The 25,233-nt window shown below is 36.7% G+C and carries 17 protein-coding genes; 9 read left to right on the top strand and 8 right to left on the bottom strand.

Going from position 1 to position 25,233, the window contains the following annotated elements; translation table 11 throughout:
• Positions 1 to 90 precede the first annotated feature (90 nt).
• The 6 genes from IPI31_06675 (at position 91) to IPI31_06650 (ending at position 7,007) form a co-directional block, all read left to right on the top strand.
• Positions 91 to 1,200 carry a BamA/TamA family outer membrane protein gene (locus IPI31_06675; protein MBK7567499.1) on the top strand — a complete coding sequence of 370 codons (1,110 nt, stop codon included), beginning with the start codon at positions 91 to 93 and terminating at the stop codon, positions 1,198 to 1,200.
• A gap of 77 nt (positions 1,201 to 1,277) precedes the next feature.
• Positions 1,278 to 2,030: an ABC transporter permease gene (locus IPI31_06670; protein MBK7567498.1), complete on the top strand. Its 753-nt coding sequence runs from the start codon at positions 1,278 to 1,280 to the stop codon at positions 2,028 to 2,030.
• Positions 2,027 to 2,797, top strand: coding sequence for an ATP-binding cassette domain-containing protein (locus IPI31_06665; GenBank protein MBK7567497.1), 771 nt, complete (start codon positions 2,027 to 2,029; stop codon positions 2,795 to 2,797). Before IPI31_06670 ends, IPI31_06665 begins: the two co-directional genes overlap by 4 nt.
• Positions 2,798 to 2,856: 59 nt before the next feature.
• Entirely contained in the window at positions 2,857 to 3,729 is an 873-nt protein-coding gene (gene sucD, locus IPI31_06660) for a succinate--CoA ligase subunit alpha (protein ID MBK7567496.1), read from the top strand.
• 226 nt (positions 3,730 to 3,955) lie between these two features.
• Positions 3,956 to 4,702, top strand: coding sequence for a 3-oxoacyl-[acyl-carrier-protein] reductase (gene fabG, locus IPI31_06655; protein ID MBK7567495.1), 747 nt, complete (start codon positions 3,956 to 3,958; stop codon positions 4,700 to 4,702).
• A gap of 199 nt (positions 4,703 to 4,901) precedes the next feature.
• On the top strand, positions 4,902 to 7,007 hold the full coding sequence (locus IPI31_06650; GenBank protein MBK7567494.1) for a hypothetical protein: 2,106 nt from the start codon (positions 4,902 to 4,904) through the stop codon (positions 7,005 to 7,007).
• Between the two features lie 257 nt (positions 7,008 to 7,264).
• On the opposite strand, the gene IPI31_06645 is transcribed toward IPI31_06650, so the two are convergent.
• The 4 genes from IPI31_06645 to IPI31_06630 all read right to left on the bottom strand — a co-directional run bounded on the left by IPI31_06645 (position 7,265) and on the right by IPI31_06630 (position 11,817).
• A complete protein-coding gene (locus IPI31_06645) occupies positions 7,265 to 7,588 on the bottom strand; it encodes a septum formation initiator family protein (GenBank protein ID MBK7567493.1) in 324 nt (107 codons plus the stop codon).
• A gap of 564 nt (positions 7,589 to 8,152) precedes the next feature.
• Positions 8,153 to 9,436, bottom strand: a complete 1,284-nt coding sequence (gene eno / locus IPI31_06640; GenBank protein MBK7567492.1) for a phosphopyruvate hydratase — start codon at positions 9,434 to 9,436, stop codon at positions 8,153 to 8,155.
• A 191-nt stretch (positions 9,437 to 9,627) separates the two neighbouring features.
• On the bottom strand, positions 9,628 to 10,725 hold the full coding sequence (carA, locus tag IPI31_06635) for a glutamine-hydrolyzing carbamoyl-phosphate synthase small subunit (protein ID MBK7567491.1): 1,098 nt from the start codon (positions 10,723 to 10,725) through the stop codon (positions 9,628 to 9,630).
• A 171-nt stretch (positions 10,726 to 10,896) separates the two neighbouring features.
• Entirely contained in the window at positions 10,897 to 11,817 is a 921-nt protein-coding gene (locus tag IPI31_06630; protein ID MBK7567490.1) for a mechanosensitive ion channel, read from the bottom strand.
• A gap of 408 nt (positions 11,818 to 12,225) precedes the next feature.
• Between IPI31_06630 and IPI31_06625 the strand changes: the two genes are divergently transcribed.
• Complete coding sequence (locus IPI31_06625; GenBank protein MBK7567489.1) at positions 12,226 to 13,386, top strand: formimidoylglutamase; 1,161 nt, start codon at positions 12,226 to 12,228, stop codon at positions 13,384 to 13,386.
• A 515-nt stretch (positions 13,387 to 13,901) separates the two neighbouring features.
• Here the strand turns inward: IPI31_06625 and IPI31_06620 are convergent.
• From IPI31_06620 to IPI31_06605, 4 genes are all read right to left on the bottom strand, one after another.
• Positions 13,902 to 15,188, bottom strand: coding sequence for a UDP-N-acetylmuramoyl-tripeptide--D-alanyl-D-alanine ligase (locus IPI31_06620; GenBank protein MBK7567488.1), 1,287 nt, complete (start codon positions 15,186 to 15,188; stop codon positions 13,902 to 13,904).
• Between the two features lie 71 nt (positions 15,189 to 15,259).
• Complete coding sequence (locus IPI31_06615; GenBank protein MBK7567487.1) at positions 15,260 to 16,855, bottom strand: T9SS type A sorting domain-containing protein; 1,596 nt, start codon at positions 16,853 to 16,855, stop codon at positions 15,260 to 15,262.
• Positions 16,856 to 17,137: 282 nt separating this feature from the next.
• Positions 17,138 to 18,661 (bottom strand): SUMF1/EgtB/PvdO family nonheme iron enzyme, encoded by a 1,524-nt coding sequence (locus IPI31_06610; protein ID MBK7567486.1) that lies wholly within the window; start codon positions 18,659 to 18,661, stop codon positions 17,138 to 17,140.
• A 52-nt stretch (positions 18,662 to 18,713) separates the two neighbouring features.
• Positions 18,714 to 19,784, bottom strand: coding sequence for a PorP/SprF family type IX secretion system membrane protein (locus tag IPI31_06605; protein ID MBK7567485.1), 1,071 nt, complete (start codon positions 19,782 to 19,784; stop codon positions 18,714 to 18,716).
• A gap of 41 nt (positions 19,785 to 19,825) precedes the next feature.
• Between IPI31_06605 and porU the strand changes: the two genes are divergently transcribed.
• Together porU and porV are read left to right on the top strand one after the other, a co-directional pair.
• Positions 19,826 to 23,734, top strand: coding sequence for a type IX secretion system sortase PorU (porU, locus tag IPI31_06600; protein ID MBK7567484.1), 3,909 nt, complete (start codon positions 19,826 to 19,828; stop codon positions 23,732 to 23,734).
• A gap of 55 nt (positions 23,735 to 23,789) precedes the next feature.
• The gene (gene porV, locus IPI31_06595; GenBank protein ID MBK7567483.1) at positions 23,790 to 25,007 is read left to right on the top strand and encodes a type IX secretion system outer membrane channel protein PorV; all 1,218 of its coding nucleotides are present in this window, start codon (positions 23,790 to 23,792) and stop codon (positions 25,005 to 25,007) included.
• Positions 25,008 to 25,233 lie beyond the last annotated feature (226 nt).

The raw sequence follows: 25,233 nt of genomic DNA, 5'->3' as shown, positions 1-25,233 counted from the left end.
AAAAAAATACGTTAATTGATCCATTCCTGAAAACCAGTTATGCGCAACACAGAGGAAACCTTACTGCATCTGATATTAAAAATCCGCAATTTGAAATTTATCACAATTTATGCAATGGGTATTTTTTTGTACTGTATTCCATTTACATTAACTGCACAAGTGGAACCAGTAGTTCCCGATACATCCCATACAGAAAGGAAAGGAAAAATATTTCCATCCCCCGTTGTTGGTTATACTCCTGAAACAAGATTATATTTCGGTGCCGGTTGTGTGTATTATCTACCTCCCTCAAAAAAATATCCGGAAACAAATCCCGCAGTACTAAAATTAGTAGCTGTTTATACTTTAAACAAACAAATAGAAAGCAATTTCAGCGGCGACTCTTATTATAAAAATAATTTATATAAATTTAATTATTCCATTTCTTATTTCGAATATCCCGATCATTTTTTTGGGATTGGCAATTATACTTTGGAAGAGGACAGGGAAAAATATGACTTTGATTATTTTAATTTTTATTTTAATGCTCAACGTTTAATACATCCAAATTTTTATGCAGGCGTAAAAACATTTTTCGAGAACACAAAGGTTTATAATAAAGACTCCACCGGTTTTTTCAGCACACAGGAAATTATTGGTGAAGATGGTGGCAGAAATACAGGACTTGGTTTATGGCTTACCTACGATACTCGTGATAATATTTATTTCCCATTGGAAGGAATGAATATTGATGTTTCGGGAGTAGTGCATAATAGAGTTTTAGGATCTGATTTTAATTATGTGGATTATTTATTGGAAATAAGTCAGTTTAATAAAATGGGTAAGGATGATGTTTTAGGATTTAATTTTTACGGAATATTTGTTCCCGGAAGTCCTCCATTTAATCGTCTTGCCGAGCTCGGTGGCGACAAACACATGCGCGGAAATTTTGAAGGCCGGTTTCGCGATCAGAATTATTTGAGTTTGCAATCAGAATATCGTATAACTTTTTGGAAATATTTTGCAGTAAATATTTTTGCCGGAATTGGCGAAGTAGCCGACGAATTTTCCAACTTTTCCGCCAGCGGATTAAAATATTCGATCGGTGCTGGTGGAAGATTATTTATTGTGCCGGAAGATAAATTGAGTTTACGTGTGGACTATGCTTTTGGAAGTGAAGGACAGAGCGGATTGTATGTTACTTTTAGAGAAGCGTTTTAATTGATCTTATACTACAATGCTTAAATCGGTGCCATCTCATTACTCATAACTCATTCCTCATCCTTATATTTACGCCAATGAAATTAGAATTCCGGCTTTTTGAACATTTGGGCAAATATCTAATCATGTTGCGGAGGATGTTTTCCAAACCAGTGCGTTGGGAAATGTATTGGAAAGAGATGTTCCGTCAGATGACCGATATTGGCGTTGGCTCTGCATTTATCGTGTTTTTGGTTTCCATATTTATTGGAGCCGTAACGGCGGTACAAACTGCGTATCAGCTATATGGTACACCTTTTGTGCCGGCTTCTTACATTGGTTTGATCGTACGGAATACCATTATTTTTGAATTAGCACCCACTTTTACAGCGCTGATCCTAGCAGGAAAAGTAGGATCAAATCTCGCTTCCGAATTAGGTTCCATGCGCGTAACCGAACAAATTGACGCATTGGAAAGCATGGGAGTAAACACCGAAAGTTATTTAATTGCCACAAGAGTGATTGGTGCTTTTATTACCATTCCTTTATTGGTTGCCATTGCATCCTTTGCAGGAATCAGCGGAGGTTATATTGCAACTGCGTTGGGTGATACTTATTCCATAGAGGATTATATCAGAGGTATCCGAATGGATTTTAATCCTTTTGATGTTCAATTAATGTTCATCAAATCATTTGCCTTTGCCTTTATTATTTCTTCCATATCATGTTATATGGGGTATTATGTAAAAGGCGGTTCAGTGGAAATTGGAAAAGCGAGCACACAGGCAGTGGTGTATAGCTGCATTTTTGTTTTATTGGCTGATTATGTAATCGTATCCTTACTGTTATGATCGAGATCTCACACATATCAAAAGCATTTAACGAACAGCAGGTGCTGAACGATGTTACTGCGGTTTTTGAAGCCGGGAAAACAAATCTGGTGATAGGTATCAGCGGTTCCGGAAAAACTGTTCTGATGAAGATCATGAACGGATTAATAGCACCGGATAAAGGAAATGTTTATTTCGATGGCCGCGATTTTTATGCTCTCAGCAGAGAAGAACAAAAAGCTTTGCGCCGCGAAATTGGTATGTTATTTCAGGGATCTGCTTTATTCGATTCCATGACCGTGGAAGAAAATGTAATGTTACCGTTGAATATGTTTAGTTATGAAACAAAAAAAGAAAAACTGGATAGAGCGAATTTTTGTCTGGAAAGGGTAAACCTTTCCGGTGTAAATAAAAAATTTCCTGGTGAAATAAGTGGTGGGATGAAAAAACGTGTAGGAATTGCCAGAGCCATTGTTTTAAATCCGAAGTATTTATTTTGTGATGAACCGAATTCCGGTTTGGATCCAAAAACTTCTATCATTATTGATGATCTTATTATTGAGATCACAAGAGAGTTCAATATGACAACCATCATTAACACCCACGACATGAATAGTGTGATGGAAATAGGTGAAAAGATCATTTTTCTCCACCAGGGTGTTAAAGCATGGGAAGGCAACAACAACGATATTTTGAGCGCAAAGGATGAAAATCTGAACTCCTTTATTTTTGCCAGCAGTTTTTTGCGTGATGCAAGGGATGCAATGGTAGAAAAGCTGTCAAAATAAAGTTCTTGCTCCTGTTTTCATTTCAAACTCCTATCTTCGCAGCACATTTATAATAGATTATGAGCGTATTAGTTGGAAAATATTCCCGTGTAATAGTACAGGGATTTACCGGTAAAGAAGGAACATTTCATGCCGAACAGATGATTGCCTACGGCACAAATGTAGTTGGAGGAGTTACCCCCGATAAAGGCGGAACCATGCACTTGGAGCGTCCGGTTTTTAACACAGTTGGAGATGCAGTTAAACAGGAAGGAGCAAACACAACCATCATTTTTGTGCCACCCGCTTTTGCAGCGGATGCAATTATGGAAGCAGCGGATGCCGGAATAAAGGTGATTGTTGCAATTACGGAGGGAATTCCCGTACAGGATATGATAAAAGTGAAAGCTTATATCTCCAACAAGGATTGCAGATTAATTGGCCCAAATTGCCCTGGAATTATTACTCCCGAAGAGGCAAAAGTCGGCATCATGCCCGGTTTTATACATAAAAAGGGACATATCGGAATAGTTTCACGTTCAGGAACCTTAACCTATGAAGCAGTGGATCAGGTTACCAAGGCGGGTATGGGACAAAGCACCTGTATCGGAATTGGAGGAGATCCTGTTCCTGGAACTACAACTTTGGACGCCATCCAGTTATTAATGGCCGATGATGAAACAGAGGGCATTATATTAATAGGCGAAATTGGCGGAAGTATGGAAGCCAATGCTGCGGAATGGATAAAATTACACGGAACAAAACCTGTTGTCGGTTTTATAGCCGGATTAACCGCCCCAAAAGGAAGAACCATGGGTCACGCAGGAGCAATTGTAGGCGGAAAAGCAGATACAGCAGAAGCAAAGATCGAGATCATGCGTAATTGCGGAATTCACGTTGCAGATTCTCCGGCTGTTATTGGGGCTTTGATGGCGAGAGTGATTAAAGGATGAGTGGGGAGTAGTGACATGTAGTAGATCTCCTGCGTCGATCACTACATGTTTCAGTGGTGAGTTTGATCCGAGAAGTCAGGATCTTTTTTACTCCTGACTAATAACTATTGACTCCTGACTAATTATCGAGAAGTATACAATAAAGATTTTTGCCCTTGAGAATCGACAATCATAAACCCTGGCAGTACCTATCTAAATACTATATTCTAAATACTAAATACTCTTTATGATGTTATTAGAAAACAAAACCGCTCTCATCACAGGTGCCTCCCGCGGAATTGGCGAAGCAATTGCAATAAAATTTGCGGAAGCAGGTGCGAATGTGGCATTTACTTATTTAAGCAGTGAAGAAAAAGCAATTGCGTTGGAAAATAAATTAAATGCGCTTGGAATAAAAGCAAAGGGATATAAAAGTAATGCAGGCATTTATGCAGATGCGGAAAAATTAATTGCGGATGTTTTAACTGATTTCGGAGCGTTGGATGTTGTTGTAAATAATGCCGGTATCACCAAAGATAATTTAATGTTGCGCATGAGTGAGGAAGATTGGGATGCTGTAATTGATATTAATCTTAAATCAGTATTTAATATTACCAAGTTTGCCATCAAACCCATGATGAAAGCGCGTAAAGGTTCTATAATTAATATTTCTTCTATAGTTGGATTAATTGGTCAGGGAGGACAAGCGAATTATTCCGCTTCTAAAGCGGGAATTTTAGGTTTCACAAAATCAATTGCCAAAGAATTAGGATCGCGCAATATCCGTTGCAATGCAATTGCCCCGGGATTTATTGAAACTGATATGACGGGAGAATTATCGGAGGAATTAAAACAAACGTATTTTAAATCCATTCCTCTGGGTCGTTTCGGACAAGGCTCGGAAGTTGCAGATGTTGCTGTTTTTCTTGCAAGCGATATGAGTAGTTATGTTACGGGGCAAACGATTAGTGTTTGTGGGGCATTACATACTTAATGTACCAATGTGAAAATGTACCGATGTACCAATGAACAGCCGGAATAATGTACCAATGAACAGCCGAAAAAATGTACCAATGTACCGATGAACAGCCTGTATAATGTACAAATTAACGTCTGATTATAACTGAATTTAACGCTGATTATATATTATTTTGGCCCCTAGCGTCGTTTAAGCGCCGTATATTCGCAACGGAATGAATTTTCAATTATTTACTGATTATCCCTCTTGGTTTTGGCTGCTTTGTGTGGTGTGTGGGGGAGTGTATGCGGTGGGAATGTATTTTAGGGAGAAAAAGATAGGTTCTGCCATTTCTGCAGTTTGGTGGAAAAGGGTTTTGGCAGGATTGCGATTTTTTGCTGTATTTATACTTGCTTTTCTTTTATTAAATCCATTTTTAAAATCAAGGTCAAATCAAACAGAACAGCCTATCATTATTTTAGCACAGGATAATTCTTCCAGTGTTGCAATGGGAATTTCGGATTCTGTTGCCTATAAAAAATTATTAACTGACCTGCAAAAATCGTTAGAAGATAAATTTGATGTGAGATCTTACACCTTTGGTGAAAGTTTAAAAGAAGGGATTGATGTAATGCATTTTCAGGAAAAGTCAACCGACCTTTCGTCTGCCTTGAGTGAACTCAATAATTTATATCAGAATTTAAATGTAGGTGCAATAATTATTGCGAGTGATGGAATTTATAATACGGGAAGTAATCCCATTTATGTAAAAAATGATTTGGGTTCTCCTATTTATTCCATTGCTCTGGGAGACACGGTTCAAAAAAAAGATATTCGTATCACAAGAGTATTGCACAATAATATTGTTTATTTAAAAGATAAATTTAATGTTATAACAGAATTAGAGGCTATTTATTGTGGCGGCACAAATCCTAAAATAAGTATTAGTGAAGTTACAAAAGGCACAGTAAAAGTATTAGGTGAAAAAAATATTTCCATCAATGGTGATCAATTTAATTCTAATGTAAGTTGGGAAATAAGCGCTGATGTTCCGGGCATTCGCCATTACCAGGTGCGTATTCAATCGGTGGAGGGAGAAAATACCACTGATAATAACGTTCAGGATATTTATATTGAAGTGTTGGATGCGCGACAAAAAATTTTATTACTTGCAAATTCCCCTCACCCGGATATCAATGCTATAAAACAATCGATAGAATCCAATCAGAATTACGAAGTGGAAATTCAGTTGGCAGGGGAAATCAAAGGAAATATTGGTGAATATGATCTTGTGATATTGCACCAGCTTCCTTCTTCAAAATATCAAATACCGGATGTTTTAAATTCCTTAAAAAGTAAAAATATTCCGTTGTGGGTAATCACGGGTTCACAAACTTCTATGAGTGCATTTAATAAAATGCAAAACCTTGTTACCATTAATTCCTCCGGGCAATCGGCGAATGAGGTAACTGCAACACTCGACAATGGATTTAATTTATTTACACTAAATGATAAAAGTGTTTCTGTATTTCCAAAATTACCGGCACTGAATGCTCCTTACGGACAATACACTGTTTCCCCTGCATCTCAGGTGATTTTATTTCAGAAAATTGGGTCGGTAAATACGAAGAACCCATTGCTGGTGTATAGCCTTCCAGCAAGTGAAAAATATGCAATTTTTTTAGGCGAAAATATCTGGAAATGGAGATTGTACGATTATGTTTTAAACACCAATCAGGATGCAACAAACGAATTAATTAGTAAAACGATACAATATCTTGTCGCCAAAAACGATAAAAAACAATTCCGCGTTTCCCAAGCAAAAAATGTTTTAAATGAAAGTGAATCCGTAATTCTGGATGCGGAATTATATAACGATAGTTATGAATTAGTAAATGAACCTGATGCAACAGTTGTAATTAAAAATGAAGACGGAAAAGATTTTCCTTTCCAATTTTCAAAAACGACAAAAAGTTATTCTCTTGATGCAGGATATTTTCCTTCCGGAAATTATACCTACGATGCAAAAGTTGTTTACAATGGTAAAGAATTTAAAGATAATGGTGCGTTCAGCATCTCACCAATACGATTGGAGACAATAAATACAACTGCAAATCATTCCTTATTAAATCAGCTCGCAGTGCAAAGCGGCGGACAAATGGTATATGCCGATCAACTGGAAAAATTAATTACAACCATAGAACAAAGTTCTTCTGCAAAACCCGTTATGCGCGAAACAATTAAAACGCAATCCATCATAAATCTGAAATGGATATTCTTTTTGATTTTAGGTTTGCTTGGAGTGGAGTGGTTTGTGAGGAAGTTTAATGGCGGTTACTAAGTTAATATACCAATGTGATGATGAACAGCCGAAGATAATGTACCGATTAACAGCCGAAGAAAATGTTCCAATACCTGCAGACTTTCGAAGCAATTAGCAAATAGGGTTTATTGTCGGAAGGAAATTAATTTTTTATCTGGAATTACTATTAAGCATATACATTCGAGAATCCAAAATTAATAATTCATTTATAATTCGAAGCATAAACCATCAATGTTAGGTGTCAAATTGGCTAATTTGCTAATTTGCTAATCATTTCACTTATCCATTATCACAAACACATCCTCGTTTGGTTTTTTCATGTAGTATTTTTCGCGGGCGAATTTTTCGAGGGCTTTTTGGCTGGATTTTAATTCGTTGAGTTGCTGGTTGGTGACTTTTGTTTCTTTGATATAATATGCTGTTTTACTTCTGGCCACATTCAGATCGTGCATACGATTATACTGACGAAGAAAATTATTCTGATCGAAAAATGTCATCCAAACCGCAAAAACAAAAATGGTAAATACATATTTATTCAATAACAGGGAAGGTATTTTCCATGCTTTAATGCGGGCTCTGAATCTTTGAAAAATTGACATGCTTTTAGCTGATGAGTAAAATTATATCGAAACGCTTCGATAATAACGTTTGTGTATGCTTAAAATTTTGTGGATTGTTTAAAATTGTTGGCAGTGGGGGAGTGAACAGTAAACAGTGGGCAGTGGGCAGATTGACACCATGATAGATTTCGGATGGGAGAAAATATTATTTACTATTTTAAAATAAGTCAAAGTGGGCAGATTGACACCATGATAGATTTCGGTTGGGAGAAAATATTATTTACTATTTTAAAATAAGTCAAAGTGGGCGGTCAACAGTGGGCAGTGGGCAGTTTGACACCATGATAGATTTCGGTTGGGAGAAAATATTATTTACTATTTTAAAATAAGTCAAAGTGGGCAGTCAACAGTGGGCAGTGGGCAGTGGGCAGTTTGTAACATTGGAGAGTGTCGCTTCGAATGGAACTTATTTTAACATTGTAACTTTTTCAAAAAGTCGCAGTCGCAGTCGCAGTCGCAGTCGCAGTCGCAGATCGTCAGACTGGAGGTTTTTCCTCCGAAATAAACCTTGTAAACCATGCTAACCTTGGCAACCTTGCCAACTCATTTTAAAAACACATTCCCTGGCCAAACTGCGTTTTCGCCTAGCTCCTCCTCTATCCGGAGCAGTTGATTGTATTTTGCTATCCGGTCGCTGCGGGAGGCGGAGCCGGTTTTAATTTGGCCGCAATTTAAGGCAACTGCAAGATCGGCAATGGTGGTGTCTTCTGTTTCACCACTTCTATGACTCATAACCGAGGTATAATTTGCGCGTTGCGCCATCGAAACTGCGTTTATAGTTTCAGTTAATGAACCGATCTGATTTACTTTTACTAAAATAGAATTTGCAATATTTTCTTTTATTCCTTTACTCAATCTTTTTACGTTGGTACAGAAAAGATCGTCACCTACCAGTTGAATTTTAGACCCAAGTTTTTCCGTCATTAATTTCCAGCCCGACCAATCGTCTTCTGCCATTCCATCTTCTATACTTGCAATTGGATATTTTTTACACCAATTCACCCAGTAATCCACCATCTCTTCAGAAGTTAATTTTCTTCCATCCGACTTTTTGAAAATATACATTTTACTCTCATTGTCGTAAAATTCACTTACTGCAGGGTCAAGCGCGATCATAATATCTTCTCCCGGAATATAACCGGCACTTTCAATCGCATTTAAAACAATTTCTATTGCTTCATCATTCGTTTGAATATTTGGTGCATATCCACCTTCATCACCAACATTTGTGGAATATCCTTTTTTCTTTAATATTTTTTTAAGATGATGAAATACCTCCACACCCATTCTTAAACCATCTGAAAAATTATCTCCGCCAATGGGAGCTATCATAAATTCCTGAAAATCAATTTTATTATCGGCATGTGCACCACCATTTAAAATATTCATTAAAGGAACAGGTAAGGTATTCGCATTAACTCCTCCCACATATCTATATAAAGGAATATTCATTTCTATAGCTGCTGCCTTAGCACAAGCAAGTGAAACTGCTAATATCGCATTTGCACCCAACTTCGATTTATTTGCTGTACCATCCAATTCTATCATCAATTTATCCAATTGATTTTGATCGAGCACATTTTGTCCTTCTAATTCATCTGCAATAAAATCATTTACATTTTCCACCGCTTTTAAAACGCCTTTCCCTAAATAAATATCAGGATCTTCATCGCGTAATTCTGCAGCTTCATGCACGCCGGTGCTAGCTCCGGAAGGAACTGCAGCGCGACCAATTGCACCAAATTCTGTTGTTACTTCTGCTTCCACAGTAGGGTTTCCTCTGGAATCTAAAATTTGTCTTGCGAAAATGTTAATGATATGGCTCATAGTAATTGATAATTGATAATTGACAATTGACAATTGATAATTGATAATTGGAGTTAATTTATAATTGAATCTTTAATATTAATATTTTTTGTTAACTATAAAAAATCGATAAATATAATGCCAGGCTATAATTTTCAGGCAGTCAAACTGCCTACTGCCACTGCCTACTGCCACTGCCAACTCCCCACTCCTCAACCCATCATCTTCACAAACTCATCAAACAAATACCTGGCATCGTGCGGGCCCGGGGTTGCTTCGGGGTGATATTGAACACTGAATGCTTTTTTATCTGTGAGGCGAAATCCTTCTATGGTATTATCATTTAAATTCATGTGTGTTACTTCCATATTTTTGGATGCACGCACTTCCTCTTCCTTAATACTGAATCCGTGATTTTGTGTTGTGATCTCACATAAGCCTGTTACTAAATTTTTAACCGGGTGATTACAACCTCTGTGGCCATGATGCATTTTATATGTGGAAACGCCATTCGCCAATCCCAATAATTGTTGACCGAGACAAATTCCGAATAATGGCGAATTGCTGTTTAATATTTTCTTTACTGTTTCCACTGCATAACCCATACTTGCCGGATCGCCGGGACCATTGGATATAAAATATCCGTCTGCATTAAAATCCTGTGTATCTTCAAAAGCAGTTTTTGCCGGAACAACCTTTAAATAACATCCCCGCATTGAAATATTATCCAAAATACTTTTTTTCACTCCAAAATCATAAACTATCACCTTTTTTTCTGCATTTGCATTTCCGATAAAATAAGGCGTTTGTGTGGAAACCAAACTTGCCAGTTCGAGACCATTCATATCGGGAACTTCTTTTAATCTTTTGGTCAATTCTGCTATATCCGTAGTTTCACTGCTGATTATACAATTCATAGCACCTTTGCTGCGGATATGGCGAACAATTGCACGTGTATCCACATCACTAATAGCAACCAAACTCTCATCCAATAAATAATCCTGTATAGAATCCTGGGTAAGTCTTCTCGAATATTGATTGGTAAAATTTTTAACGGCAAGTCCGGAAATCTTTATCGAATTACTCTCCACATCCTCCTTATAAGTTCCGTAGTTGCCAATATGGGCATTGGTCATCACCAGAATCTGACCATAATAACTTGGATCTGTGAATATTTCCTGATAACCGGTCATACCGGTATTAAAACAAATTTCGCCTGTGGTTGTCCCTATTTTGCCTGCGCTGTAGCCGTTAAAGGCAGTTCCGTCGGCCAACAATATTACGGCGGGAACTTTTTCGAAGTTTTCCATTAAAACACAAAGTTAAACAAGAACACAGAAATGGTTGGATAAAAAGGCAATGGATTCTCTGTTTTGAATAAAAAGTAATACCTTTTTTATCCACAACATTATACAATAGACTCAATATGAGATAGTTGCTATAAAAAATTTGATGGTTTGAAAAAGCGGCAATCAAACTAATTACGATTTTTTTTCAGCGGAAATCAGCGGAATTTGATAGGCAAATTCAGCATTGTTATCCTTAACTATCCTCATGATCTCCAATAATACCTCATTACGTGTCTTAATATAATTATCCCATGTTTCGTAATTAAAGTGCATTTCAACAGAAATTTCGATGCCGAGATTTGTCAGATTATAAACCCCGACATTCACAGCTTCATTTTTTTTGGGGTGATTTTCCCCGTAGCTTTTTATTTGCTTAACAATATTGTTTAATTGTTCATGCGTGATATTATAGGTAAGTCCCATGTTAAAATGCACTTTTCTCGAGGTGCGTCTTGCGAGATTACTCATTTTATTATTTACGATATTTTTATTGGGGATGGTCATATAACTCGTATCAATTGTTCTGATACGAGTACTCCGGAATCCCACCTTTACTACTTTTCCGGTAACTCCATCCACTTCCACAAGATCGCCAACCACAAAGGGTTTCTCGGTGAATATAGAAATGCTTCCGAATACATTCTGCAGTGTTTCCTGTGCCGCAAAGGCTATGGCAATACCTGCAATACCAGCGCCAGCTACAATGGAATAAATATTAACGGCAAAAACAGATCCCAGTACTGCCAAAAATGCAATTATCCAGATGAGTATACGAATAATTTCCTTTAAAAAAACCACCAACTGGTCGTCCCAGGGATCTTCGGTTTTTAATGCGCGATGATTTAATACTGCAACTAAAAAATCCCCCAGACGGGATACCAACCATGCAACATTTAAAACAAAAAGAAATTTATATACACCATTAGCAATCAGCAGTACATAATTTTTTAATACCTCATTTTCCGGATCGAATGGATAATTAAGCGCTTTAAATCCGAAATAAATGGTTTCCAATACAATGAGATATTGCAGTGGCTTGAGAATTAGCCGCAAAAATTCTTCCGGCAATTCACTGGCATCGGTTCGTTGAACTAACCTGAATAATAATAAGCTTATAAACTTGGAAATATACCGTTTGAATAATATTACGAACACAATAACACCGGCAAGCCAACACCATTGCCGACCTGTATTTTGAAAAAACTCTGTGTTTAAAAATTCAGAAACCGATAGTAACATGTTACAAAACTAATCCCCATTAAGAAAATGAGCGAATTTCTTCGCAATTATTTAAGTCTGATACCCTAAAAAACCCAAACAATCCACTCCGAAAAAATTCACATCCGTTAAACACCGGTAAAATAAAAGCCATATCCTAATGACTGAATAAATAGACAAACCCTTTCATTTAAGGTGTAAACCCGACTAAAATTATATACATTTTAGGGGCAATTTTAACCCATGATCAATAAGCTGCTCACCCCTGTAAGAACAACGGAATATTTAACCGATTGGAAAGTTCAGAATTACCATTGGGCGCATAAAATAAAGGTGAATACCGGTGAAATGCCGGATACCTCCGAATGTTTGATCGCCATTATTGGAGTTAATGAAAGCAGAGGCAGTTTTCAAAACAGTGGCGCTTCTTCAGGTTCTGATATCGTTAGAAAACATTTATACCAACTTGCCATAAATGATTATGATCTGCATTTAATTGATGCGGGTGATATTCTGATCGGTGAAACGGTAGAAGAAACCTATCAAAATTTAAAAATGGTGATGGAGTGGTTTCTGGGACAACAGATTTTACCTATTATAATTGGTGGCAGTCAGGATAATACCATCGGGCAATATGCAGGATATGAATTTTTAGGTCAGGCAGTTAATTTAATGGTAATAGATGAACGTATCGATCTGGACGAACCGGAATTTTTACCTCCTTCCCGAACATGGTTACAAAATATATTCAGACACGAACCAAAATATTTATTTAATTATGCGGGAATTGCATATCAAACGCATTTTACTTCACCTGATATTTTGAAAGCAATTGATGCTTTATTTTTTGATTCCATTCGTTTGGGCCGCATGAAAGAAAATATTCAATTTGCCGAACCAGAAGTACGCGACGCGGATATTTTGAGTATTGATATTACCGCAATTCGCGGATGTGATGCTCCCGGAAATGCGCATGCTACACCAAACGGATTATCAGGAGAAGAAATTTGTCAGATGATGCGTTACGCAGGCATGAGTGATAAAATTACTTCCCTTGGTATTTACGAATATAATCCCATGTTCGACAACCAGGAATTAACAGCACAACTCGTTGCACAAATGATCTGGTATTTTGTAGATGGATATTATAATCGCAAAAGTGATTATCCTATTGTTTCAGAAAAAGATTTTACAAAATATATTGTCAATATCGCCGACAATGAATATGATCTCACATTTTGGAAAAGCAATAAAACAGGAAGATGGTGGGTTGAGGTTCCGTTTATTGTTCAGCAACGTTTCGAACGCCATCAATTAGTTCCTTGCGCTTATGAAGATTATGAGGCTGCAGTTAAAAATGAGATTCCGGAAAAATGGTTGAGGATATTTCATAAGTTGGGTTGATCGTTCGGAGTTCTGGGTTCTGAGTTCTGGGTTCTGAGTTCTGAGTTCTGGGTTCTGGGTTCTGGGTTCTGAGTTCTGGGTTCTGAGTTCTGAGTTCTGAGTTCTGGGTTCTGGGTTCTGAGTTCTGGGTTCTGAGTTCTGAGTTCTGGGTTTAAAGCGGAGGAAAATCATTCGGGCGTGGATTGTTTATTGTTCTTTATTCCTTGTTCTTTATTCGATATTAATTTAGGTTTAGGGTTTGCAAAAGTTTACATGGTTTGCAAAAGTTTCAGGCTTGTGATCCGATTGATGTTTTTTATTTTTTGATTGTTATTGGGCCCCCAGCCCCAAAGGGGAGCTATAGTTCACGTTTTAATTAATTTAAAATTTATTTCGGAGAATTAATCTCCAATGTTACTGACTGTGGACTGCCCACTGTTGACTGTTGACTTTTTTTACATGGTTTGCAAAAGTTTCAGGGTTGTGATCCGATTAATGCCTGCCCGACCACTGGCCGGTTTTGTATTTTTTGATTATTATTTATTATTTATCACCTTCTCCAATTGCATCCCTCTGCTTCCTTTCAATAAAATAGTTGCCCCATTAAATTGTTGTTCATTAAACCATTCCTTCGCTTCGTAACTATTCATAAATTGGATGATACCGGAAGTTTTGTGTTTTAAAAATTCGGGGCCAATTGTTACAATTGTGTCGAATTTATATCCTAAAGCAATTTGTAAAATTTCTTTGTGTTCAGATTCTGAAAATTCTCCGAGTTCGAGCATGTCGCCAATTAAAACGATCTTTTTCTCAGCTTTTAAATGATGAAAATTTTCCAGAGCAGCTTTCATGCTTGAGGGATTTGCATTATAGGCATCCAAAATAAAATAATTTCCACCGATCTCTTTTAATTCGCTTCTGTTATTTTCAGGATAAAAATCTTCTATGGCTGATTTGATATCGCTGTATCCAACATCAAAATATTTTCCGACACAGGCAGCAGCTAAAATATTTTCTGCATTGTAATTACCTACAAGATTCGAATGAATTTGAATTTCATCATCAACTTCAACTGATGCAAATTCATCCAGCAACAATATTTTTCCGGTCAAGTAGTCATTTTCCTTAAACCCATATTTTACCACCATTTTATAATCGCGAATTATTTCATCCAATAAATGCTGACCACTATTAACAAATAAAATTCCTTGTTTCTCCATCACATATTGGTATAATTCCGATTTTGCTTTAAGCACACCCTCTATCCCTCCAAATCCCTCTAAATGTGCTTTTCCAATATTAGTAATTAATGCAAAATCGGGGTCAGCAATGCTGCAATAAAATTCAATTTCTTTTTGATGATTTGCGCCCATCTCTATAATGGCAAACTCACAATCCTTTTTTACCGATAACAAAGTTAAAGGCACACCAATATGATTATTTAAATTTCCTTTAGTTGCCGAGGTAATATATTTTGCAGATAAAACTTTTGTAATTAATTCTTTTGTCGTGGTTTTTCCATTTGTTCCCGTAATTGCTAAAACCGGAAATTGGAATGTGGAGCGATATCTTTTTGCTAAATCCTGCAATGCAATTAAACTATCCTCCACCAAAAAACAATGATGATCGATTACATAATTTTCATCATCCACCACACAACAAATTGCTCCATTATCCAATGCCTTTTGTGCGAATTCATTTCCATTAACGTTAGATCCCTTCAAACCGAAAAACATTTCTCCTGCGGAAATATTTCGGGTATCAATGGTAACTCCATTGCAATGTTGAAACAGTTCGAATAATTTTTCAATGGTTTCGCTCATAAAAGAATATTGCAATAAATACACTCGTTATTAAATATTTTTTTATCGAAGTTCAATGGTGTTAATTATGTTTAATTAATCAATATTTTTACTTGTTTTAACGAAATATTTTGTTCCTTAACAATATTAAAAATGTAAAATCCCTTGGCTAAATCAGATACATCAATACTATTCGTTCCCAAATTAATTTTGAAGGTTTCAACTCGCTTTCCTTCCATTGAAATAATATTCAATTGACATTCTTCAGTTGAAAAGGATTTAATTTGAACAAAACCACTGGTAGGATTAGGGTAAATTAAAAAGGTTGTAATTGTACTTAAAGAATCAGGTATATTGGAAGAGTTTGAAAATGACATTATATAACCTTCACCATTAGATCCAATTGAATCTATAAAATGACCATTAGTAATATCTCCATCCATTTCACCATTAATATTACTCAAACCAATAGCATATAAAGTTCCATTATTCATCATAATGTTTCCAATGCGATCATCACCCGAAGCGCCAAAAGTCTTTGACCAAATTTTATTTAAAGAACTATCAGTCTTAACAAGAAAGGCATCTCTCTCACCATGATTTGGCTGGCAATCAAAATCGGATGATCTTGACCACCCTGAAAAATAGTAGTGTCCGTCCCCAAAATCATTCACTTTTAAAACTTCATCCAATTCGCTTCCTCCAAATTGCACAACATCAGTTAATAGAAGTTCAGAATTATAAAGACCTACAATAGCGTCTACACCACCTTTATTATCACTAAAAATTCCCGTATCAATTTGGTTGTAACCAACAATAATAAACTGGCCTTCAACAAATTTATACGGAGTAAAAAGGTTAAATTGAAAGTTAAAGGATCTATCAAAATTCTCTTTTACTACCTGTCCTGTAGAGTCCATTAGGATTAACCATCTGCCACCCGTTTCATCAATTGGCATTAAACCCGTTAGATCATAATCACTTGAACTTGTATTTACATTAATAAAATACTCATTTTCAGTTATTTCAGCTACAAAGGCACCATCATATCCAGTACCTCCTAAAACCTTAGTCCATTTAATGTTTCCCTGAGCATCAATTTTTAAGACCAACGCATCAGGAACAAAACCAGACCCAAAATGATAACCGACATCTCCGTTTATTGAGCCTGAATATGCTCCAATCAGATACCCTCCATCTTGACATTTAATAACATTATTTAAAACATCATATGAAGAACCACCAAAACATTTTTGAGATAAAATGTTTCCAGAAATATCTAGATTAATCATCCAAATGTCTTGGGATTCACTGTGGTTGCATGTGCATTCGATGGCCGAAACTTCTACAGTGCCGAATATTGTATAAGTAGAGTCGAGGTTAACAAATATGTCATTAATTTCATTAAGTGTGGTCGTATTGAATAATTTTTGCCATTCAATGTCAAAATTACTATCCAACTTTACAACCCATAAAGCCGCACCTCCATTAGGACAACAAACACCTAACAAATCAAAATCTGTTGAAATTGCTTTTCCCATACATATATACCCTCCATCAAGTGTAGGTTTTCCATCGGTTAACCAATCACTAACACTTCCTCCAAAACATTTTTGCCAAGTAATAGTAGGTTGGGAAAATGTATAGTCTGATAAAAAAATTAAGGCAATAAAAAGATATTTTTTCATTCAAGTAAATTCTATAAATTAAAAATATCGATAATAATAAAATATCTTATTTATAAAGGTAAGTTTAATATTTTTAGAATAAAAAGTTTATGTGCATCATTCTTTGATATGAAAAAGCTAACAGCGAAATAGACATGAAAATATGTTATCATTTTTGACCGTTAGTATCTAAAGCACCTAAATCCTATTCGAAACATATCAAAAATTTAGTGAGCATAAACATATCTAAATAAAAAAGCCTTCCATTTAACAGGAAGGCTTTTTATATAAGTTACGAACAGATCAGAATTTATTCATGTTCCTGTCGGTCTTGTTCACTTTCTTTTGTTTTTTGGTTTTCTTGAAGTGATTACCACCTTTAGTTTCATTATCAACATCACCACCTAAACGGATCATTGCACAACGGAAACCAATAGTAGCAGTAGCCAGATCTTCCTCCAAATAACGACGTGAGCCCGGTGAACACCAGAAAGCTTCATCAGCCCAAGATCCACCTTTATATACTCTTGCATTATCGCTGATCAAAGTAGACTTACCATATTCATAAGTAACACTTGAAGTGGAGTCTCCATCCAGATAATCTACTACATATCCTTTTTTATAGTTTCTGCGGTTTACAGATTCCTCATCTTTCACAGGGCGGTATTTAATTCTACCCAATGAATCCAATAATGGATAAGAATCTTCATCAAGGTCACGCACCATATATTCGTTACCGCGATAAGGATTAAGATCTTCCATATCAGCATAAGTAACTGCGCGATAAACATCGGCAACCCATTCGTTTACGTTACCGGCCATATTATATACACCATAATCGTTCGGCATAAATGAATATACCGGAGAAGTTACGATAGCATTATCATTCAATTTACCTGCTATACCCGCATAGTCACCTCGACCGCGTTTATAGTTTGCAAGCATTTTACCCTGAGCCCATTTTTCTTTTGCAGATGGCTGACGGAGTGAAGTTCCATCCCAAGGATAAATTCTTCTGTCAGATATCATCTCATTTCCCGGAACTCTGTTACCAATTAAACCTAATGCAGCATATTCCCATTCCGCTTCAGTCGGCAAACGATAGTCAGGCATAATTATTCCATCTTCCATACGAACAGTTCTTCCCATTTTTGGATCGGAAGCATATGGACTGTAATCTTTTTTACCTTTTTTAATACCGGTAGTATATTGTCCGGTCATATATGTTTCACCTGTAAAGTTATCTTCACCGGTTCCCATTGTATTTACGTCGATGTATTTTTTCTGGGCAAGTATCATTTCGTTTACACGATCGCTTCTCCATTTACAAAACTCCGTTGCCTGTAACCAGGAAACTCCCACAACAGGGTAATTTTGGTAAGATGGGTGACGAAGGTAATACTGCACATACGGTTCATTGAAGGCAAGTTCTTCGCGCCATACCAATGTATCCGGCAATGAGTTTTTGATAACTTCCGGAAAATCGGGGAACTGCTTGGATACCCAGTATACATATTCACGATATTGCAGGTTGGATATTTCGGTTTCATCGATATAGAACGATGAAACTGTTACCCTGCGGGCAATATTGTTGTATTCGAAGGTAACATCCTGTTCGGACCATCCTTGAACGAATGTTCCTCCCTGAACGAGCACAAGATTAGGTCCTGTGGCTTGTCCTGCGAATTTGTGTGCTTCAAATCCCCCCCATTTGGCATCGTTGTACTTAAAATTAGTAACCGACGACCTTTTCTTACAGGAAGTAGAAAATGCGAGCACAATAACTACAATTGAGAATACAATTGCAGGCTGAAGTTTTCTTTTCATACTTTGATCTTTTTACAGAGTTAACGCAAATGTATAAAACTTATTTTTACATTCATAGAACTGAGGGGCAATCGAGCATACTTTTTTGGCTATTTTTTTTTGTACGATTGCTATTTTCCTTAAAACTAAACATCAGCGACAATTCATGAGCACCCCCACTAACCCCTGCCAGATCGCCAATTGCTATATCATAACTATAAGCAAACTTAACCAAACCTTTCGATAAACCCGCACATATAACAACGTCGCTTAGATTTGAAGTATTGTGTTTAAAGAACAATCCCGACAAAATAATCCCCTTTTTTACATACAAACCTGCCTGAATCTGCTGAAACCCTGCCTGATTGGTGTATAAAGCAAATGGATTTACGATGAGTGGATTTTTTTTCTTCGGGCCTTGAATAAATACACCCGTTTGGCCTGAAATGCTTACGGGTATTGCATTGGTATTGTCTCCATAAAAACTCAATGTTGGTTGTGTGAGATGTGATGCTGAAAACCCAACGTACAAATTATTGCTGTATAAAAGCAATCCCGCCCCCAGGTCAATGGATGCGTCAGAAAGCACAGCGGGTGCGGCTTCCGATGATACATTCGGGTTGCCAAATGCATCATTAAAACCATACAATAAGTTTATCTGATCGTAAAACTGCAGATCTGCCCAATTCAACCGGTATTGCAAATAACTCAATTGCAATCCGAAATTCAAGGCCCAATTTTCTGAAAGTCTTGCCTGATACATGTATTGCATTCCAATTGTAGTGGATTGTAAGGCTCCATCACCCTGGTTATCCTGATAGGCAAAAACTCCAATACCACTTCTTATCGCATTGATGTATCCATCATAGGATGCCCGATAAGAAATGTATGTTTGTGGCATGTCGGGCCATTGATCGCGAAAATTTAAAATGATACGTGGCTGACTATAAGCACCGGTAAAAGCAGGATTTACGTATGTTTCGGATGCATGCCACTGGCTAAACCGAAGATCCTGAGCATTTAAGGAAAATTGTTTTGTAATGAACAAAAATGAAATTATTAACCTTACAATAAAATATTGATTAATCCCCAAAAATGACCTGAGAATGGCAATATTATAGGGATATTTGCGTTTAACTGACACTTTTAAAAATTGAATTCACTAACACCATAACAGGATCACAAATGTATAACAAAAGGAACCGGCTCATTCTGACTGCAATTTTAACGTGTTTATATTCCTTTGAAGTATTAGCAGGTGAACAATTTTCGGTGGATCGAAGCCTTAATTGGTCAGAAACACCGCGCATTTTTTCTTACGATGACACCAAAAAAATGGAAGCCATTCAATTTGATGGCGCTTCTTTCCGCTTCGAAAATGATGAAATGCTTCCGGTTTATGCCGAATCTTTTGATATCAGACAAGAAGGTGTTGTTACTATAACTATGGTAAATGCGGTTTATGAAGTAGTAACAAATGGAACAAATACCGGAAGAATTAATGAAAAAAATAAACAACAATTCAACGATGAGATAACAATTGAACACAGTATTGGTTTTGCAAAAAATAAACCACAACTCGATATACAATTTGTTCCGTTGAAAAAAAATAAACTGACAGGTTCGGTAGAAAAATTGGTAAGTTTTACATTGGTAATTACCATCACTTCAAATAATAATAACAATAATTATAAAACAACCGACGAAACAGATTTTACCGATCACTCAAAATTATCCGCCGGAACCTGGCATAAATTCAGTGTGACTAAAGAAGGTATTTTTAAAATAGACAGATCATGGTTAAATGCAAATGGTTTATCTGGAAGTATTAATTTTTCTACCCTTGGAATTTTCGGAAATGGTGGCGGTATGTTACCAGAGTCGAATGCAACATTCCGATACGATGATATTCAGGAAAATACTATCTATAAATTTGATGCAAATGGAAATGATTTTTTAGAAGATGGAGATTATATTTTATTTTATGGCCAGGCTCCACACAGATGGAATTATAATGAAAGCACAAAAGTATTTTCACATAAAAATAATTTTTATTCCGATAAGACTTATTATTTTATAACACCGGATATGGGTTCTGGGAAGTTTATTGAAAATCAAGCCTCACTTCCTACAGAAAATATTACCTCAACGAGTTATGATATAATGTCGTTTTTAGATATTGATAAAATTAATCTTATCAACTCCGGAAGAAATTGGTATGGAGATGTTATAGATGCATATACTCCTGAAAGAAATTATTCTTTTTCCTTCCCCGACCTGATTACGGGAGAGCCTATGATAATTCGCTCAAAGGCAGCCGGAGCAAGCCCTTCAGGGACAATCGCTTTAAATTATACAGCGAATACAACGGTTATTCCGGCAACCTGTATTATCCCATTACTTGTGAGTGGATTTACCGAAACTTATGCAATTGAAGCTGGCATTGAAACAACATTTACAGCACCCGCTTCCAGTTTTAATATGAATGTAAAATTTACGGGTTCGAGTGCATCTACTGCATGGTTAAATTATATTGAATTATTGGGTCGTGCAAATTTAAAATACAGCGATGCACAATTATATTTCAGAGATTCCAGAACTGTTGCACCGGGAAATATCACTAAATATTTTTTAGATGCCGATGATGGAATTTTTATTTGGGATGTTACCGATCGAATCAATGTAAAAAATCAATTATATGTTGCGGGCACTGATATTACTTTTATATCATCCTCTGATAGTTTAAAACAATTTATTGCATTTAATACGGGAGATGTTTTTTCTTCTGCAGACATTAATTACGAAGGTGAAGTATCAAATCAGGATCTGCATGATCTCACGCTCACTCCTGATTATGTAATAGTATCACACCCTGCTTTTTTAAGTGAGGCGCGACGCCTTGCAGCATATCACCATGATGTACACGGATTGGATACTTTAGTGGTGGATATTTATCAATTATATAACGAATTTTCTTCCGGAGCGCAGGACATTTCGGCAATTCGAGATCTTATGCGTATGTTTTATACTCGGGCTGCCGGTGATGAGAATTTAATGCCGCAATATTTATTATTATTTGGAGATGCATCTTTTGATTACAGATATATCATGTTTGATGCAGATAAAAATACGTTGAAAGTTCCTAATTATGAAAGTTTTGAATCTTTATCTCGTGGAATTTCTTATGGCACGGATGATTATTTTGGATTTTTAGATCTTACGGAAGGAGATAATATTGAAGAGACTTCTGAAAAACTCGATATTGGCATTGGACGACTTCCCGTACTTACATTAGAAGAAGCCACACAAATGGTGGATAAAATTATACATTATAAATCGGTGGAATCACTTGGAAGCTGGAGAAATTCTTTATGTTTTATAGCCGATGATGAAGATTATAATACGCATGTGGAAGATGCCGATCTTCTCGCAAATTATCTTGAAGATAATTATCCAATTTATAATATAGATAAAATTTATTTTGATTCCTATCAGCAAATTCCGGGTGCAGGTGGTGAACGTTATCCCGAAGTGGAAACTGCAATTTCCAATCGTATGTTTTCCGGTGCATTTATAATGAATTATCTCGGTCACGGAAACGAACAGAACTGGGCTCAGGAAAGGGTTTTAGGGGTGGATGATATCAATGGATTCGACAACTACGATAAACTTCCTTTATTTATTACTGCAACATGTTCATTTTCCAGATATGATAATCCCGATCGTCAATCTGCAGGAGAATTAACATTATTAAATCCGCATGGCGGTGCCATCGCTTTAGTAACAACTGTGCGTTTGGTTTATGCAGCCGCAAATTATGATCTCAATAGTAATTTCCTCGAACATTTATTTTTGCGTATTGATGGAAAATATCCTGCATTAGGTGATGCTGTTAGAGAAGGAAAAAATGCCGTGACAACCGATCCGAAAAATAATAGAAAATTTATTTTACTGGGCGATCCTGCATTAGTACTGAATTATCCGAAATACAGTGTTAAAACAACAACAGTAAATACTTTTCCAATTATATCTTACACAGATACTTTAAAAGCATTGGATAAAGTAACAATTACAGGCCAAATTAATGATGAAACGGGTGTGAAAATGACTTCCTTTAATGGAATTGTTTATCCTGCAGTATACGATAAACCTGTTACGATAAATAACCTCGTAAATGATCCAACTTTTTCTGGTGTAGGTTTTGGTCCAAGCCAACCCTTCTCCTTCGAACTGCAAAAAAATGCATTATATAAAGGAAAAGCAAGTGTGATAAATGGAGAGTTTACTTACACTTTTATTGTTCCTAAAGACATCTCCTACACATATGGAAATGGGAAATTGAGTTATTATGCTGATAACGGTTTAGAGGACGCGAACGGAGCCGATTTTAACGTAATTATCGGAGGAACTGCCGACGACGCGGCCGAAGATACGGAAGGCCCCGTTGTGGATGTATTTATGAATGATGAAACCTTTGTGTTTGGCGGACTTACCGATGAAGATCCAACTTTGTTGATCCAATTGAACGACCTGAATGGAATAAATGCTTTGGGGAACGCAGTTGGTCACGATATTACTGCAACTTTGGATGAAGACCAACAAACCATGCTTAAACTCAACGATTATTACGAGGCAGAACTCGACCAATATCAAAGCGGAACAGTCTCATATCCTTTGGCAGATATTTCGGAAGGAAGACACTCCGTAGTGGTAAAAGCCTGGGATGTTTATAATAATTCAGGGGAAGGATATACCGAATTTGTAGTAGCTGAAACGGCTGATCTGGCATTAAGTCATGTTTTGAACTATCCGAATCCCTTCACTACAAATACCTCTTTTTGGTTTGAACACAACCGTCCCGGAGATATTTTGGATGTAAAAGTGGAAATATTTACCGTAAGCGGAAAAAGAATTAAAACGCTGGAGCAACAGGTTTCCACTGATGGATATCGCGTTGACAATATAGAGTGGGATGGCCTTGACGAGTATGGTGATAATATTGGAAAAGGTGTCTATATTTACAAATTAACCGTAAAAGCAAGCAGCGATAATTCAAAAGCCAACGAGTTTCAGAAGCTTGTAATACTAAAATGATTTTTCACTCGTTATAGAATTCTTTATTTTTGCATTCCCAATTTTAACAGAACTTATGCTTACTATTCAGAAAATTTCGATGCTGGTTGTCTCTGTGATCACACTTTCAACTTCAGTTCAAGCTCAAATCACCATCGGTAGCGGTACCGGCGATGATTATTTAAATACAGTAACTACAGCAGTCCCATTCCTAAGAATCGCACCTGATGCGCGTTCCGGCGGTATGGCAGATGTGGGGATCGCAATTACTCCGGATGCCAACTCCATATTCTGGAATGCATCCAAACTTGTTTTTATTGATGATGAACACCCTTCCGGTCTTTCCATTACTTATACTCCCTGGTTAAAAAATCTGGTAAATGATATTTATCTGGCTTATTTGAACGGATACTGGAAAGTGGATGAACTTTCGGCTTTAAGTGCCTCTTTGCGCTATTTTTCTCTGGGAACCATCACTTTTACGGATAATTCCGGAAATGTTTTACAGGATTTCCGTCCTAACGAATTTGCCTTTGATGTTGCTTATGCCCGAAAATTGACGGATAATTTCTCTGCGGGACTTAATTTGAAATACTTATACTCCAACCTAGCAACCGGTCAGGTTGTTAATGGTGTGGAAATTAAACCGGCTCAAGGTGTGGCCGCTGATATTTCGATGTTTTATACCAACGAATTCAAAACCAGCGGAAAAGATTCTGAATTAGGTTTAGGTTTAAATATTTCGAATATCGGTAACAAGATCACTTATACTTCCAGTATTGAGAAAGATTATATTCCGACAAATCTTGGAATCGGTGCTTCTTACGGAGTGCATTTCGACGATTATAATAAACTAACGCTTGCGGTTGATCTCAATAAATTAATGGTTCCTACTCCGGATACAGCGGATTCAGATCCACAGAATGGAATTCCCGATTTTAAAGAACAAGGTGTTGTGAGTGGTATGTTCAGTTCTTTCGGCGATGCTCCAAACGGTTTCAGTGAAGAATTACATGAGGTAATTATTTCTACAGGATTAGAATATTGGTACGACAATAAATTTGCAGTGCGCACAGGATATTTTTATGAGCACGCAACAAAAGGTGGTCGCCAATTCTTTACCGTTGGTTTAGGTTTGCGTTACAATGTATTTGGATTAGATTTCTCTTATCTGGTTCCAACATCTAACAATCAAAATCCATTAGACAATACTCTTCGTTTTACGCTTATGTTTAATCTCGATGCTCTTCAATCAGAAGGTGGCGGAGGAGATGATGAAGGTGCTGACGGATGATATAAATAAAACTCTTTTTAAAAAGGCGATCTTAAGGGGTCGCCTTTTTTTGTGCAGGAGGGAGGAGAATTCCCTGCGGGAAAGGAGAGAGGAGAGAGGAGTAAGGAGTATTCCCTTCGGGATAGGAGTGTAGAATGGGAGATGATGGAAATTTATTTCACTTAATAGTGACTTAAAAAATGATAATAAAATTGAGCCTACAACGTTATTTATGGTGCTTTTCACC

Source organism: Bacteroidota bacterium (assembly GCA_016706865.1).
Taxonomy (GTDB): Bacteria; Bacteroidota; Bacteroidia; order Chitinophagales; family BACL12; genus UBA7236.
Note: the sequence above shows the minus strand (reverse complement) of the source record. Positions and strands in the feature narration are given on the sequence as shown.

Coding starts and splice junctions, on each gene's coding strand:
- IPI31_06670 (MBK7567498.1), top strand. CDS start 1,278: ATGAAATTAGAATTCCGGCTTTTTGAACATTTGGGCAAATATCTAATC.
- IPI31_06665 (MBK7567497.1), top strand. CDS start 2,027: ATGATCGAGATCTCACACATATCAAAAGCATTTAACGAACAGCAGGTG.
- sucD (MBK7567496.1), top strand. CDS start 2,857: ATGAGCGTATTAGTTGGAAAATATTCCCGTGTAATAGTACAGGGATTT.
- fabG (MBK7567495.1), top strand. CDS start 3,956: ATGATGTTATTAGAAAACAAAACCGCTCTCATCACAGGTGCCTCCCGC.
- IPI31_06650 (MBK7567494.1), top strand. CDS start 4,902: ATGAATTTTCAATTATTTACTGATTATCCCTCTTGGTTTTGGCTGCTT.
- IPI31_06645 (MBK7567493.1), bottom strand. CDS start 7,588: ATGTCAATTTTTCAAAGATTCAGAGCCCGCATTAAAGCATGGAAAATA.
- eno (MBK7567492.1), bottom strand. CDS start 9,436: ATGAGCCATATCATTAACATTTTCGCAAGACAAATTTTAGATTCCAGA.
- carA (MBK7567491.1), bottom strand. CDS start 10,725: ATGGAAAACTTCGAAAAAGTTCCCGCCGTAATATTGTTGGCCGACGGA.
- IPI31_06625 (MBK7567489.1), top strand. CDS start 12,226: ATGATCAATAAGCTGCTCACCCCTGTAAGAACAACGGAATATTTAACC.
- IPI31_06620 (MBK7567488.1), bottom strand. CDS start 15,188: ATGAGCGAAACCATTGAAAAATTATTCGAACTGTTTCAACATTGCAAT.
- IPI31_06615 (MBK7567487.1), bottom strand. CDS start 16,855: ATGAAAAAATATCTTTTTATTGCCTTAATTTTTTTATCAGACTATACA.
- IPI31_06610 (MBK7567486.1), bottom strand. CDS start 18,661: ATGAAAAGAAAACTTCAGCCTGCAATTGTATTCTCAATTGTAGTTATT.
- porU (MBK7567484.1), top strand. CDS start 19,826: ATGTATAACAAAAGGAACCGGCTCATTCTGACTGCAATTTTAACGTGT.
- porV (MBK7567483.1), top strand. CDS start 23,790: ATGCTTACTATTCAGAAAATTTCGATGCTGGTTGTCTCTGTGATCACA.